The 15,173-nt window shown below is 65.0% G+C and carries 10 protein-coding genes; 8 read left to right on the forward strand and 2 right to left on the reverse strand.

Translation table 11 applies throughout. The features are described 5' to 3' along the window. Positions 1-98: 98 nt before the first annotated feature. Positions 99-1,085, forward strand: coding sequence for a glycosyltransferase (locus tag IVA81_RS20315; protein ID WP_247321218.1), 987 nt, complete (start codon positions 99-101; stop codon positions 1,083-1,085). A 3-nt stretch (positions 1,086-1,088) separates the two neighbouring features. Here the strand turns inward: IVA81_RS20315 and IVA81_RS20320 are convergent, their stop codons facing one another. Then, entirely contained in the window at positions 1,089-2,117 is a 1,029-nt protein-coding gene (locus IVA81_RS20320; protein WP_247321219.1) for a glycosyltransferase, read from the reverse strand. 385 nt (positions 2,118-2,502) lie between these two features. Between IVA81_RS20320 and IVA81_RS20325 the strand changes: the two genes are divergently transcribed. The 5 genes from IVA81_RS20325 to IVA81_RS20345 all read left to right on the forward strand — a co-directional run bounded on the left by IVA81_RS20325 (position 2,503) and on the right by IVA81_RS20345 (position 8,335). Beyond that, the gene (locus tag IVA81_RS20325; protein WP_247321221.1) at positions 2,503-3,303 is read left to right on the forward strand and encodes a methyltransferase; all 801 of its coding nucleotides are present in this window, start codon (positions 2,503-2,505) and stop codon (positions 3,301-3,303) included. Positions 3,304-3,594: 291 nt separating this feature from the next. Next, complete coding sequence (locus IVA81_RS20330) at positions 3,595-5,958, forward strand: exopolysaccharide transport family protein (RefSeq protein ID WP_247321223.1); 2,364 nt, start codon at positions 3,595-3,597, stop codon at positions 5,956-5,958. After that, the gene (locus tag IVA81_RS20335; RefSeq protein WP_247321224.1) at positions 5,951-6,754 is read left to right on the forward strand and encodes a WecB/TagA/CpsF family glycosyltransferase; all 804 of its coding nucleotides are present in this window, start codon (positions 5,951-5,953) and stop codon (positions 6,752-6,754) included. The genes IVA81_RS20330 and IVA81_RS20335 overlap by 8 nt, the downstream gene beginning before the upstream one ends. Before the next feature lie 18 nt (positions 6,755-6,772). Further along, positions 6,773-7,765 (forward strand): UDP-glucose 4-epimerase GalE, encoded by a 993-nt coding sequence (galE, locus tag IVA81_RS20340; protein ID WP_247321226.1) that lies wholly within the window; start codon positions 6,773-6,775, stop codon positions 7,763-7,765. 228 nt (positions 7,766-7,993) lie between these two features. Continuing rightward, positions 7,994-8,335, forward strand: a complete 342-nt coding sequence (locus IVA81_RS20345; protein ID WP_247321228.1) for a hypothetical protein — start codon at positions 7,994-7,996, stop codon at positions 8,333-8,335. Here the strand turns inward: IVA81_RS20345 and IVA81_RS20350 are convergent. Further along, positions 8,309-12,424 carry an EAL domain-containing protein gene (locus tag IVA81_RS20350; protein WP_247321229.1) on the reverse strand — a complete coding sequence of 1,372 codons (4,116 nt, stop codon included), beginning with the start codon at positions 12,422-12,424 and terminating at the stop codon, positions 8,309-8,311. The two genes, IVA81_RS20345 and IVA81_RS20350, sit on opposite strands and share 27 nt — an antisense overlap. Before the next feature lie 296 nt (positions 12,425-12,720). Between IVA81_RS20350 and IVA81_RS20355 the strand changes: the two genes are divergently transcribed. Both IVA81_RS20355 and IVA81_RS20360 read left to right on the forward strand, forming a co-directional pair. Further along, positions 12,721-13,773, forward strand: coding sequence for an Ldh family oxidoreductase (locus IVA81_RS20355; RefSeq protein ID WP_247321230.1), 1,053 nt, complete (start codon positions 12,721-12,723; stop codon positions 13,771-13,773). Between the two features lie 21 nt (positions 13,774-13,794). Beyond that, entirely contained in the window at positions 13,795-15,162 is a 1,368-nt protein-coding gene (locus IVA81_RS20360) for an LLM class flavin-dependent oxidoreductase (protein WP_247321231.1), read from the forward strand. Positions 15,163-15,173: the final 11 nt, after the last annotated feature.

The raw sequence follows: 15,173 nt of genomic DNA on the forward strand, positions 1-15,173 counted from the left end.
ATGCGGGTATCATCCGCGGGCAGCCGAGGTTGCAATCGCGAGCGCTGCCACCCGGCGGATGCGCCCTGGTTAACAGAGCATTAAAGACGAGCCGAAACTTGATCACCGCCGAAGACGTTCTCGAATTGCCGGGCGCCTCCCGCGGCGCGGCGGCAGCGCGCCTCCCGCTGCCGGTGAACCCAGCCGCGCTGGTGTCCGTCGTCATTCCGGCCAAGAACGCCGCCGCTTATGTCGGCGAAACCATCGCGAGCGCGCTGACACAAGGCGATGTCGCCGAGGTGATCGTCGTAGACGACGGCTCGACCGACGACACTGTTGCGATCGTCCGCGCCGTCCGCGACTCGCGACTGCGCCTGATACACAATGAGTCCGCCGGCGTATCGGCGGCGCGCAATCTCGGCGCGCGGTATGCAAGCGGCGAGTGGCTGCTCTTCCTGGATGCCGACGACCGCCTGCGTCCCGGCGCGGTGACAGCGCTGCTGGCGGCAGCGCGCGGCGCTCCGCGCGCAGTTCTCGTCTACGGCGACTACAATACGATCGACAGCGAGGGGCGGCAGATCGGCCGCCGCGACCTGTTGAAGGGACGCCGCAAGCCGTCCGGCGACGTGCTGAGCCGGCTCGCGGCCGGCAATTTCATCGTCAATGGCGGGATCGCGCTCGCACGTGCCGAGGCCTTCCGCGCCATCGGCGGCTTCGACACCTCCCTCCGATATTGCGAGGATTGGCACTGCTGGTGCCGTCTTGCCGCGATCGGCGAGTTCGAGTTCGCACCGACGCTGCTGCTCGACTATCGCCTGCACACGGCCAACACCATGAACGCCGCGGTGCGGACCCCGAAGGACTTCTTCCCTGCCATCGCGCGGGTGTTCGACGACGGGCTGATTCTGGCGAGATTGCCCGAGGGCACGGCACCCGAGCTGCGCCTTGCCGCCGAACTTCATCTCATCACATATGCGGCGATGCAGGCGGTCCGCTTCGGCCGATATCGCCAAGCCCTCGGCTATCTCGGTATGGTCGGCCGGCGTTCGCCCAAGGCGTTGCCGCGCGCCGCGGCAAGGACCGCCCTCGCCCGCTTCGGCATCTAACCATCACGACACGATTTTGGAGGCCTCATAGGGCTTCGGCGCGAAACCGAACGCCGCGAGCATAGAGCCGAGCGCCACCAGCGCCGGATGCATGGCGACGACGGCTTTCGACGTCGTCAGCAGTCGAGCGGACCGAACCAGCGACAGCGGCAACCGCCCGAGCATCTGCGCGAACACTCGCGCCCGCGCCGCTCGGCCCTGCGCGGCTTTGTATTGCACACGATAGTTGATCGCGCCGATGCGCAGGCCACGCTTTGCGATCCAGCCGAGATTGGTGCGGCTTTGCGGCACTGTCTCGGTGATCACGGCCTCCGCCGTCCAATGAAATATCATACCCGCATCACGGCACCGCACGAAGAAATCGCAATCGCCGCCGCCGAGGAAATTGAAAAGCAGATCGAACGCAGGACGATCGAACCGCTCGAAGGTGGAGCGCGTGATCAGGCAATTGCCGCAGCCATAGATCAGCGGCACTGCGCCGGAATAGTCGTAGGCGGGACAGAAGGCGGGATGACGCGACAGCCACGGCTTGCTGTCGTCGTCGAACACCGGCAGCACCGGCCCGCCGACAACGTCGGCGCCTGTTGCTTCCGCGGTACGGACCATCAGTTCGAGCCAGTCGCTTGATGCGATCTCGTCGTCATCGATCATCAGGAAGCGGGTCGCGGCGGGAAACAGCGCCTGCGCGGTCTCGAACGCAGCGTTGATCGCCTGGCAATTGCCCTGACGCTTCTCGACGAGACAGACGCCCTGCAGCCTGCCCTCGGCCAGAAATTCCGCAGCAACCGGCGCGCTTTCGCGCTGCGCGGCATCGTTCTCGACCATGACGACGGCAAAGGATCGCGGGGTACGCTGGTTCACCAGCGATTCCAGCGTCAGCCGCAGGTGCTGCGGACGACGGAAGCAGGGGATGCAGACGACGATGCCGACCGACAGGTCGATGACCCCAGAGCTCGCAGCGATCTCCCGGTTGGGGTCGCGCACGGCATCCGAGATACGCATGGCGGACAGGTCTGTCGGGATCAAGGTCATGACGTTCTAGATGTCCTAGATATGTTGAAAAAGCCCTGCTTCAATCGCGAGTCCTGCCACGGCACATCGCCGCGGGACAGATGCGTCCCAAAATGAACGACCAGTTGAATGCGCGTACCTGCGCCTCGCGCCGATCTCCCTAACCGACATCACGCGCTTAACCGCATTCGCCTGTTTCTCTCGCGAAATCATGCGCGCGTGATACTGCAATTCGCGGTCCATGCGCCGACGACGACCCAACATGAACATTGCCGTAGTTAATGCGTACGCGCATTAACCCGACCGTAAGCACTGCGACCGGTGAGACGACGCGGCATCGGATTTGCTCTTCGGGCAAGCGAGTCTTTTCCTGTAAATTTGATTAGAACAAGCGCGGTCAAAAAGCATGAACAAGCCAGCCACGATCGATTTCGCGACAGCCACGGCGATCCATATCCCCGCGGCCACAGCATACACCCAAGCGCTCCACGATCTCGTCCCCGGCGAAGCCCGCGACAGCCTGCTCGCCGTTCATGACGTGCTGCGCCGCGAACTGCCGAAAGGCCAACTCGCCATCTACGAAGCCGGCGGCGGTTCATGCAGCGTCCTGCCGCCGGAAATGCTTGACCGCAGCAAGGTCACCGTCGTCGATATCGACGAGGACCAGGTCCGCAACAACAGCTACGCGGACGAGGCGATCCTCGGCGACGTGCAGACCTACCGTTTCGGGCGCGAGACCTTCGATCTCGTGATCTGCTACAACGTGATCGAGCATTTGCCGAACGTCGACGCCGCACTCCTGAATTTCCGCGATGCGCTCAAGCGCGGCGGCATGGTGCTGATCGGCGCGCCCAATCCGCGCTCGCTGTCCGGCGTCGTCACCAAATATTCGCCGCACTGGTTTCACGTCTGGTTCTACCGGCATATCCGCGGCATCAAGGACGCCGGTCTACCCGGCGAGCCGCCATTCCCGACCTTCTTTCACCCGCTGGTGACGCTGCCCCGCCTCGAAGCATTCGCAGCCGCCAACGGCCTTGAGATGATCTACCGCCGTGAGGTCGAGAGCCCGCGCTATCCCGAGATGCGCCGGCGCAAGCCGCTGTTCGCGTCCCTCGTGGACGCCGGCGCAGCCGTGCTGAACGCCGTGCTTCCGCGCGGCATCGACGTCCGCCGCGGCGATTATCACGTCATCCTGCGGAAAAGCTGACCACCATGGCGCGCGCGCGGCCCATCGCAGAACAAGCGGAGCCTCGCGGCCGCGCCGTGCGCGGTAACGAACCGTTAATCTCTGGGGATTTCACGCATCCCGAGCGTCGCGGGGACGCGGCGCGGAGTGGCATGCACTTAAACGCTTTGTTTGCCATTTCGGTGAATAGTCCCTCAGTGAGTATGGTTAATTTTCCCTGTTGCGTTGATTGGGCACCTATAACCCGGGTGCATGGCGTAGAGCGAAGAGTAACCCCTCAGCCTGCGGCAGTTGGAATGAAAGCTGGGGATCATGCTTGACTATAACCAGCCGATAGATCGGACCAGACCGGAGCCCCCGCAACAGAGTCCTCAAGCCGGCTTCAACGTGCTGGAGCTCGCCAATCTGCTCTGGCGGCGCAAGGTCGCGATCGCCGCGGCTGCTCTGCTTGGCGCAACGCTTGCCGTCACCGTGGGCAAGAGCCTGACGCCTCGCTACACCGCCACCGCCCAGCTCTATGTCGATCCGCGCGAGCTTCAGCTCGTCGATCGTGAGCTTACGCCGCGCGCGCAGGACGTCTCCGGCATGGCCATGGTGGTGGAGAGCCAGGCGCGCCTGATCACCTCCAACAGCGTCCTGCTCAAGGTGATCCAGCAGGCTGGTCTCGACAAGGACCCGGAATTCGGCGGCGGCGACGGCAAGAGCCTGATGTCGTCACTGCTCGGCTTGATCGGCCTTCAGCCCCGCGCCCCCTCCGGTGCTGACAACAAGGAAGTGCAACTTGCGGCGCTCGAGGCGCTGAACCGGCACATTACGATCCGCAAGACCGAGAAGAGCTTCATCGTCGACATCGAGGTCTGGTCGACCGATCCGGCCAAGGCGGCGATGCTCGCCAACACCCTGACCAGCGCCTATCTCGCCGAATCCCGCAACTCGCAGGCCTCGGCCGCACGGCGCGCCACCAACGATCTCTCCGGCCGCCTCAAGGAGCTGCGCGAGCGGCTGCGCAGCGCCGAGACCGCGCTCGCCACCTACAAGGCCCAGAACAATTTTGTCGGCACCCAGGACGCGCTGATCAGCGACCAGCAGCTCTCCGCCAGCAACCAGCGGCTTTCCGCGGCCCGCGCGGCGACGATGGACGCACAGGCGCGGCTCGATCAGATCGAGGCCAGCCGCCGCACGGCGGCCGATGCCGGCGCGAATTCGGAAGCGCTGCAGTCGCCGACCATCGCGAACCTGCGCGCGCAATATGCCGACGCCCGCAAGAAATATGCGGAGCAGGCCGGCGAGCTCGGCCCGCGCCATCCAGCGCTACGCCAGACCGAAAAGCAGGTCGAGGATCTCAAGCGCACCATCAACGAAGAGATCGACCGCTTCGCCCAGTCCGCCAAGAACGATCTGACGCGCGCCCGCGACTTCGAAGCCTCGCTCAACCGAGCGCTGGAAGCGCAGAAGCGGCAGAGCGTGCAGCTCAGCCAGGCCGCCGTACGGCTGCGCGAGCTCGAGCGCGAGGCCGACGCCAGCCGCGACGTCTATCAATCCTTCCTCAAGCGCTCGCGCGAGACCGAGGAGCAGGAGACGCTCAACACCTCGGCGGCTCGCGTCATCGGTGAGGCGACCGTGCCGCAGCGGCGCTCGTTCCCGCCGGCGATGAGCATGTTCGCCATGATCGGTTTCATCTTCGGTGCGCTCGCGGCGTCAAGCTGGTTCGCCGCAGTCGAACTCCTGCTGCTCGGTGCGGCGCCCGCGCCGGCCCGCCATGCGCGCAAGCCGACGCCTGAGAAAACGCGCGCTCCTGAGGTTTCGCGGACCTTGGAAGTGTCGCAGCCTGAGCAGGTGTCGCGGGCCCCGGAAGTCGCGCAGATCCCGCCCGAACTTGCCGCACCACCGCTGCAGCCCGCGATGGTCGAAAGCCCCCTGGTCGAAAAGCCGCTGATCGCGCGCCTTCAGGAAGCCGACGTCATTCACACGCTTGGCGCCATTCTCGCCACCGGCGGCGGCGTCGATCTCACCCGGCTGGGTTGGCCGACATTGCGGCCCGGCTTTCCTCTGACGAGGCTGCTCAACGCCTGGCGCGACATGCGCACTGCCGTGGCCCGGCGTGCCGGCGGCAAGGCGATGCCGGTCATCGCGCTCGTCGGCGGCGGCGAGACCACCGGGCGCAGCGTGAGCGCGCTGAATTTCGCACTCGCGGCTGCGCGCGATGGCGTCCGCGTGCTGATGATCGACGCCGACCATCAGGCCCACCCGCTCTCGAACAGGGTCAGCCGCCCCGGCAAGAGCGAGCCGAGCAGGCTCGGCTGGCTCTCGATCGGCAGCAAGGCCGCACGCGAGATCAAGACGGTCAACGGCATTTCGGTGCTGCCGGCCGGCGAGGGCGATGCCGGCAAGGCTGCCGACGCGATCCGCAAGGCGATTGCGCAGGCGCGCGCCGCGGGCGGCTATGACCTCGTGATCCTCGACGGCCCGGCGATGCCGCTCTCGGCCGCCGGCCGCAAGCTGCTCGACGACACCGACGCGCTGGTGGCGGTGCTGCCGACCAGCCTCGACATCAACGACAGCCTGGAAGAGATCCTGACCGCGCTCGGCCGCGCCGAGCGCAAGCTCGTCGGCGTCGTGCTCGACGAGCTCACCCCTGCAATTGAAACGCGCCAGCGAGGCAGACAATATGCTTGAGCGCCGCGTCAACCTCGACGGACGGGCAGCGACTGCCGACGTGCCGCGGATTACCGTCGGCGGGCTTCGGATGGCCGCGCTCGACCTGGAAGCCACCGCCGATTTCATGATCGAGGCGACCGATCCCAATCATCGCATCGGCCGTCCGTTGTTCCTGACCTCGGCCAACGGCGAGGTCCTGGCGCGCTGCTCGACCGAGCCGCAGACCGAGCACTTGTTCCGCGCTGCCGACCTGATCAACGCCGACGGCCAGCCGCTGGTGGCGGCCTCGAAGCTGCAGTCCTGGTTTCCGCTGCCCGAGCGCGTCGCGACCACAGATTTGTTCCACGTCGTCGCGCGCAAGGCGGAAGCGGTCGGCCGCACCTTTTACATGTTCGGCGCCAGCGAGGCCGAGAACATCGTGGCCGTCGAGAACGTCCAGAAGATGTATCCGAACCTCAAGATCGTCGGGCACAGCCACGGCTATCTGCGAGGCGACGCGCTACGTGCGAAGATCGAGGAAATCAACACACTTGCGCCTGATTATCTGTGGGTCGCGCTCGGCGTGCCCAACGAGCAGGCATTCGTGAAGGAGTTCACGCCGCATCTCACCAATGTAGGCGTTATCAAGACATCGGGCGGCCTGTTCAATTTTTTGTCCGGTAGCCGCGCGCGCGCGCCGCAATGGATGCAGAAGATCGGGCTCGAATGGGTCTGGCGCACCTGGCTCGAGCCACGCCGCCTGTTCTGGCGCTATTTGACCACCAACCCCCGCGCGCTCTATCTTCTCTTCAGCCGCAACCGACCCCTCCGCTAAGAGAAGAGCAGAAGACGAATGACCGACCGACCGACCGTCCTCGTCACCGGGGGCGCGGGCTATATTGGCTCGCATGCCTGCCGCGCATTGACCGCTGCCGGCTATCAGCCCGTCGTTTATGACAATCTCTCGACAGGCCATCGCAGCTTCGTTGCCGGCCCCCTTGTGACGGGCGATCTGCTCGACGGCACGGCGCTGGCCCGCGCCTTCGCCGAGCACAAGATCACGGCGGTGATGCATTTCGCGGCGGCGAGCCTCGTCGGCGAATCCATGACCGATCCGCAGAAATATTACGTCAACAATGTGCAGGGAACGCTGTCGCTGTTGCAGGCGATGCGCAACGCCGGCTGCCATCGCATCGTGTTCTCCTCGACCGGCGCCGTCTACGGCAATGCCGACTCCAAGGAGCTGCCGGAAGACTTTCCCTGCGCACCGATCAACCCTTACGGCGCTTCGAAATGGATGATCGAGCGGATGCTTGCTGATTACCGCTCAGCCTATGGCTTCGGCGCGTTCTGCCTGCGCTATTTCAACGCCAGCGGCGCCGATCCGGCCGGCGGCATCGGCGAACTGCGCGACAACGAAACCCACCTCATTCCCCGCGCCATGATGGCGCTGCAGGGCCATGTCGACTTCGCGGTGTTCGGCGACGACTACGACACGCCCGATGGAACCGCGATCCGCGACTACATCCACGTCACCGACCTCGCAGCGGCGCATGTCGCGGCGCTGAAGCTTCTGGAGGAGGGACATGCCGGCGGCAGCTTCAATCTCGGCACCGGTTCCGGCTTTTCCGTGCGCGAGATCCTCGACGCCATCAGGCAGGAGACCGGGCGCGAGGTGCCCCACACCGTCAAGCCGCGCCGCGCCGGCGATCCCACTTATCTGGTCGCCGACCCCTCCGCAGCACGGAAGGTGCTGAACTTCGTGCCGCGTCACTCCGACCTGCCGACGGTCATCCGCACCGCCTGGGCCTGGCACCAGAAGGCGCATCCGTTCAGGCCGCGTTAGGCAATCGGCGCGCCCGCGCCTTGCCTGCCGTGCCTCGACACGGCTAGAATGGATATTCGTTGCCGCCGCCAGCGCATCGCTGGCCGCCGCATCCACTCGCATGGCCGACGACGATGTCGGCTTGCATGGCCGCGCTTATTGGCGCGAGCCGATTTTTCCGAACGAAGGCCACGATCAGATCCGCCCGTCGGCCCGTCCATCGGGCGTGGATTAGGGGGTATCGACCGCATGCATCAGGCTGCACGCCTGGAGTTCGAGCGCGTGATGGAAGAATTTGCCCGCTGGCAGGTCGTGCCCGCGGACGAGCGCTCGCCCGCGCCTGCCTGGTGGTGGGGTCCTGCGATGGCGGTGTTCGAGGACAATGAGCCGATGGGTTGCGCATCGTGCGCCGAGCTCGGCTTGAACGACGGGTCGAGCTTCGCCGAGGGCGCGCGCACGATTCTCGCGCTGTTCGTCGAGCAGACCTCGCTGACGGGACCTCAGGATTTTCCGAGCAAGGTCGAGGGCGGAGAACAAGACGTCCGCGAGCTGCACCCGCAGCCGTCAGACGACAGCGCGTTTCAGCCGTGACGCTGCAGCTTGCGTGACTGCAGCGTCCGGCTCCGGCTGGAGCGGCGGCGCGACAGGCAGAACCATGGGCCGCAGCAGCTCGGCCATCTGCCGCGCCGGCAAGGGCTTGGAGATGAGGAACCCTTGCATCTCATCGCAGCCATGGCTGCGCAGGAACGCCTCCTGCTCGACGTTCTCGACGCCTTCGGCGACGACGGTCATGCCGAGCGCCTTGCCCATGCTGATGATCGCTTGCGCGATCGCCTGATCTTCCGAATCCTGCGGCAGGTCCCGCACGAAGGAGCGATCGATCTTGATGGTGTCGATCGGGAAGTGCTTCATCAGCGACATCGACGAATAGCCGGTGCCGAAATCGTCGATGGCAAGACGAATGCCGCGGCTCTGGATGGCGTCGAGCACCTTGAGCGCGCGACCGACATTGCGCATCATCATGCTCTCGGTGACCTCGAGCTGGAGCAGCACCGGCGACATGCCGCTGGCGGCCAGCGCCTCGTCGACGTCCTGCAATAGATGCTCGTCGGCGAACTGCCGCGGCGACAGGTTGACCGCCATCGACAACGGCAACAGGCCGCGGCGCTGCCAGGCCATGGCCTGCGCGCAGGCCTCGTTGAGCACCCAGCGGCCGATCGGCACGATCAGCCCGGTTTCCTCCGCAAGTGGAATGAACTGCGCCGGCGAGACGCTGCCGAGGTCAGGATGCGTCCAGCGCAGCAACGCTTCCACGCCGGTGATCTGGCCGGTCTCCATCTCCACCTTGGGCTGGTAGTTCAAAGAGAACTGCCCGCGCTCCAGCGCCCGGCGCAGCGCGCTCTCCAGCGAGAGCCGTTCTATCGATTGCGTCTTCACTTCCTTGGAGAAGAAGCGGCAGCCGTTCTTGCCGTCTTCCTTGGCAAGATACATCGCCATGTCGGCGTTCTTTGTCAGCGTCTGCGCATCGGAACCATTGGCCGGATACATCGCGATGCCGATCGAAGCCGTGGTGTGGCACTCGTGCCCGGCCAGCTCCATGGGCTCGGCGAGTGCCGTCAGGAGCCCGGTCGCGATCCGCTGGACGTCATCGATCTCGCCGCATTGATCGAGGATCACCACGAACTCGTCGCCGCCGAGCCGCGCCACCACGTCGCTCGTCCGCAACGCGCCGCGCAAGCGGTTCGCCACTTCGAGCAAGAGCAGGTCGCCGGCCTCATGCCCCAGCGAATCGTTGATGACCTTGAAACGGTCGAGGTCGATGAACAGCACCGCAAAACGATGGTCGTGATGCTCGGCCAAGTCGATCGCCTTGCGCAAAAGCCCGTTGAAGGTTTCGCGGTTCGGAAGGTCCGTCAGGCTGTCATGCGAGGCGAGGTACTCGATCCGCTCGTCCGCCTCGTTCTTCTCGTCCGCGCGATCGAAATTCTCCATCGCGAAGGCGACGTTGTCGGCGAGGCGCTGCAACAGCTCGACGAACTCAGTCGTGAAGGTATCCTTTTCGGTCGACATGTAGATCATGACGCCGACGGCAAGGTCGTGAACGATGAGCGGGATCGCCGCGCCGGAGCGCGCACCATCGCCCCGAACGACGGCGTGGAAGGCACTCACGCGCTGGTCAGTGAGATAGTCGTTGCTGATGCAGGGCTGCCGGGTCCGGAACGCCGTGCCGGCCATCCCCCGACCTTCGGGGCGCTCGGGGTCAACCGAGAGGCGGACGTTGCGCGTGGTGTCGGCCGACGGGCCGGCGCTGGCGACGATCTTGATCTGGTCGCTGTCAGCGCTGGCGAGCGCTATGGTCGTCGAGGTGAACTTGGCGCCGTTCGACGCCGCAAGGCACACGAGGTCGAACAATTCGGCGCGCGACTTCGCCCGCATGATCGCCTCGTTGGTCGCGCTCAAGGCCGCGAACATGCGCGTCAGCCGCTTCTTCTGCGCCTCGGTGCGGGCCTTTTCCTCAGCGCGATCGAAATTGTCGAGCGCGAAGGAGACGTTTTCCGCGAGACGGGCCAGCAGCTCGACCAGATCGGGCGTGAATGTGTCTTCCTCCGGAGCAAGGAACAGCAGGATGCCGATCGGCTCCTGGCCGGCGCGCAAAAGCGGGAAGCTTGCAGCGGCACGGGTCCCGTCCTCGACTGCCTTGGAGTGCCAGTGTGCCGAGCGGGGATCGTGCATATAGTCGTTGATGACACTGGGCCGACGCGTCCGCACCGAGATCCCGATGATTCCCTGGCCCTCGGGATGATCCGGGGAAATCGCACAGCTGCGTCCGACCATTCGCTCCTGGAGACGCCCCTTCACGGCGACGACCCGGACCAGCTCACATGTCTCGTCGATAATTCCAATCGTCGCCGAGGCGAACATACCGCCGAGCACGGCCGCCTGACATGCGACGTCGAACAGCTCCTCGCGGGTCTCGGCGCGCATGATGGCTTCGTTGGTGGCGCTCAACGCCGCGAACATGCCGCTCAGCCGGTCTCGCTGCTTGTCGGCCTTCGCCTTCTCCTCGGCGCGGTCGAGATTTGCGATCGCAAATGACACGTTACGCGCAAGACGTTCCAGCAGTTCGACCAACTCGGGCGTGAACGTTCCGATCTCAAGGGAATTGAACAGGAACACGCCTTCGGTGCGGTCGCCGTTGAGCAACGGCAGCGCAGCGGAGGACTTGACGCCGGTGCGGCGCGCGCTGTCGTACCACGGCTTGAGGCGGTCATCGGACAGCAGGTCGTTGGTCAGGCAGGGCTGTCTGGTGCGGAAACACGTGCCGGTCAGGCCTCGCCCTTCCGGCACCGTGTCCGTCGTTGCAAATTTGAGCCTGCGCACTTCGTCGGAGTTCGGTCCTGCGGAAGCGACGACGCGCAGCATTTCGGAGGCAGGCTCGGCGAGCGCGATCGTCGCAGAGCCGAACTTGCCGCCCTGGAACGAAGCTTCGCATACGAGATCGAACAGCTCGGCACGCGACGTCGCCCGGATGATCGCCTCGTTGGTAGCGCTGAGCGCCGCATACATGCGCGCCAGCCGTTCCTCTTCCGCGGCGATTATGGCCTTTTCGGACTCCCGGTCGAAATTCTCGATTGCGAACGAGACGTTCTCCGCCATGCGCATCAGGAGCGCGACGACTTCCTCGTCCTTGGCCCAGGACTTGCTGATGAAGAACAGAATAATGCCGACGCTCTTGCCATATTTGATCAGCGGAGCCGCGACGAGGGCTGCGACGCCCGTATTGATATTGGCTTGCTCCCACAGCGTTCCCTTGGTGCGGCTGACGAGGTCGTCCTCGACAAGGGGCCTTTGGCTGCGAAAGACCGTGCCGGAGATTCCACGGCCATAGGGATTGGCAGCATCGACGGAATATTGGGTCTGGGCAACGAGCTCCAGATTCTGGCCCGTGCCGGCGACGGGTTTCAGCCAGTGGGATTCCTGCTCCTTCAGCAGGACGACCGTCGCGAGCGATTTGCCGCCATGGACGGACGCGTCGCATACGAGCTGGTACAGCTCCTGCTCGGTCTTGGCGCGCAGGATGGCTTCGTTGGTGGCGCTGAGGGCGCCGAACATGCGGTTCAGCCGCCGCGTGGCCCGCTCGCTGGCCTGCTGCGCGGTCTCGCGCGCGAAATTGTCCAGCGCATAGGAAATGTTGGCCGACATGCGCTCGAACAGCGAGACCATCGGGTCGTTGAACGAATTGGCCTCGCGACGGGTCACCAACAACACGCCGACGCTTTTGCCGTTGCAGAGCAGCGGCAGCGCCGCAGCCGCGCCGATGGCGGCCGTAGCCGCGCCCGCGCGCCATGCCAGCGAGCGCGGGTCGTTCAGATAATCGTTGCTGACGCACAGCTTCTGATCGCGAAACGCCTCGCCACCGACGCCCGAGCCTTCAGGTGTACCGGCTTCCGTCGTGATCACGATGGAGCGCAGCCGCGGAATGTCGTCGCCGCAACCGGCCGCAAAGCACAGCCGCCGGCCATCCGGTCCCACCAGGAACACGGCGACCGCCAAAAAGTCCCCGCTCGAAAACCCGGCGTCGCAGACCTTCTGGTACAGCTCGTCCGGCGATTTCGCGTAGAGGATCGCTTCGTTGATGGCGCTCAACGCCGCAAAGGTGCGCGCGAGTGTCGTCGGCACGATCTCAGCTCCCGGGCATCTCTGCCTATTTCTCCCGGCTGCCTTTATGAGGCGCGATCGCCTAAGTGGTCGTTATTGCGCGCTGCAAACCGTCGATCAAAGTGAACGAGCTGCGAACAAGGGGTGCGAAACTGTCGAAAATACCGCCGCACGGGACGAATCTTCGACCAAAGGCGCGCGCTCTTTACGAATTTGCAGCCCTGTATTGGTTTACGGGAGATTGATATCGCGGCGGCGCTTTGAGACGATGGCAGCCAACAAGCAGCCCGTTAAGGGCACCAGGCCAAGGGAACGCCATGCCGGTCATCAGAGCCGATCGCCTCACGCGGATCAGCGCCGCTCTGCTCCGTGCCGCCGGAGCTTCCGAGGAAGAGGCCGACGCGGTCGCCATCGGCTGCGTCAACGCCAATCTCGCCGGTCATGACTCGCACGGCGTGATCGCCGTTCCCACCTATATCGACCGGATCAAGGCCGGGCACATCGTCCCCGGCGCCGAATGGACCATCGTCCAGGAATCGCCGACCACGACCGTGATCGACGGCCATTGGGGATTTGGCTTCCACGTCAACGCCAAGGCGATGGCGCTGACGATCGAGAAGGCGAAGACGGCGAACGTCGCCGCCTGCACGGTGTTTCGGCAGAGCCATGTCGGCCGCCTCGCCGCCTATCCGCTGATGGCGATGCGCGCAGGCATGATCGGGATCGCGACGGCGGATTCGGGCCGCTCGCCGAAGCACGTGGCGCCGTTCGGGGGCAAGGAGGCGCGGCTCGGCACCAACCCGATCTCGATCGCGGTGCCGTCAGATCTCGATGCGCCGTTCTATCTCGACATGGCGACCTCGGCGGTCGCAGCCGGCAAGATCCAGCTTGCGGTCGCGCGCGGTGAGGAGATTCCGACCGGCTGGATCATCGATCCCGAGGGACGTCACACCACCGATCCGACCCAATACCGCAAGGGCGGCGCGCTGCTGCCGCTCGGTGGCACCGAGGGTTACAAGGGCAGTGGTCTTGCCGCCATGGTCGAGGTGCTGTGCGGCCTGCTGACCGGCCTCGGCTTCGGCGTCGAACCGACCGGCCGGCACAACGACGGATGCTTCATGGCGGTGTTCAACGTCGCCGCATTCCGCCCGCTGAAGGAGTTCAAACGCGAGGTCGCCGAATTCGCGCGTTATCTGAAATCGACGCCGCCGTCCGAGGGCAGCAACGGCGTCTACTATCCCGGCGAGATCGAAGGCGTTCGCGAACAGCAGCGCCTGCGCGATGGCATCGAGGTCGAGGATGCGACCTGGGAAAAGCTGCGCGTGCTGGCGCGGGATTACCGGCTCGAAACAGTGCTCGATCTGGCCTGACGGAATTTGGAGAACAGCAGCATGACGCGACAGATGGTCCTGGTCGGCTTCCTCCAGGCGCAGAACTGCACCAACTTGCCGAGCTCCTGGCGGCATCCGGACTCGCGCGACGATTCGATGTCGGCGGCCTATTATCAGGAGATCGGCAGGATCCTCGAAGCCGGTAAATTCCACATGGCCTTCTTCGACGATCGCCTGGCGATGCCGGACCGCTACGGCAACGACCACGCCCACACCGTCGAATACGGCATCCGCTGCGTGAAGATGGATCCGCTGATCGTGCTGACCACGATGGGCATGGTCACCGAGAAGCTCGGCCTTGGCGCGACCTGCTCGACCACCTACTACGAACCGTTCGACGTCGCCCGCCGCTTCGCAACGCTCGACCTGATGTCGGGGGGACGCACGGGCTGGAACGTCGTCACCTCGCTCAATGACGGTGAAGCTCTCAACATGGGCCGGGATTCGCATCCCGAACACGATTCCCGCTATGACCGCGCCGACGAGTTCATGGAAGTGGTGCTCGGTCACTGGGACACCTGGGAAGACGGCGCGCTCATCATGGACAAGCAAAGCGGCCGCTTTGCTGATCCGACCAAGGTGAAGCGGCTCGACCACAAGGGACCAGCCTTCAAGTCGCGCGGACCGTTCACCGTACCGCGCTCGGATCAGGGCCATCCCGTGATCATCCAGGCCGGCGCGTCCGGCCGCGGCCAGCGCTTTGCCGGGCGATGGGGCGAGGTGATCTTCACCGCCGCGCGCAATCTCGCCGCGGCCAAGGAAGGCTATGCGTCCGTCCGCAACGAAGCCGCCAAGGCTGGCCGCGATCCCGACCAGATGTTCCTCTGCAATTTGACCACGCCGGTCTGCGCTGCCACCAAAGCCGAGGCTGAGGACAGGATGGCGCTGATCAACAAGCTGCCGCTGCAGATCGACGCGCTGTCGCTGCTTGCCGAAGCACTCAACTATGATTTCGCTTCCAAGGATCTCGACGAGCCGCTGACGACCGAAGAGTTGAAGAGCATGCAGGGCATTTTGGGCATCCGCGACGGCGTGCTGAAGAATTCGGGCAAGAGCAATCCGAGCGCGCGGGACTTCGTCACCTTCTCCGGCCGGGGGCAGGTCCAGGACGCGATGGTCGGCGGCCCCAAGGAGATCGCGGATAGACTGGAGGAGATGTTCGTGGAGCGCGGCTGCGACGGGTTCGTCATCGCTGCGACCTACGTGCCCGGCTCCTACGCCGATTTCGTCCAGCATGTCGTACCGGAGCTGCAGCGCCGCGGCCTGTTCCAAAAGGACTATCGCGGCAAGACGCTACGCGAAAATCTCGGATTGAAGCGGCCCGCGGCGGGCGCCTGGAAGATGCAGCCGCGCGATGCCGCAGAATAGCTACGAGGGTC

Source organism: Bradyrhizobium sp. 141 (assembly GCF_023074055.1).
Taxonomy (GTDB): domain Bacteria; phylum Pseudomonadota; class Alphaproteobacteria; order Rhizobiales; family Xanthobacteraceae; genus Bradyrhizobium.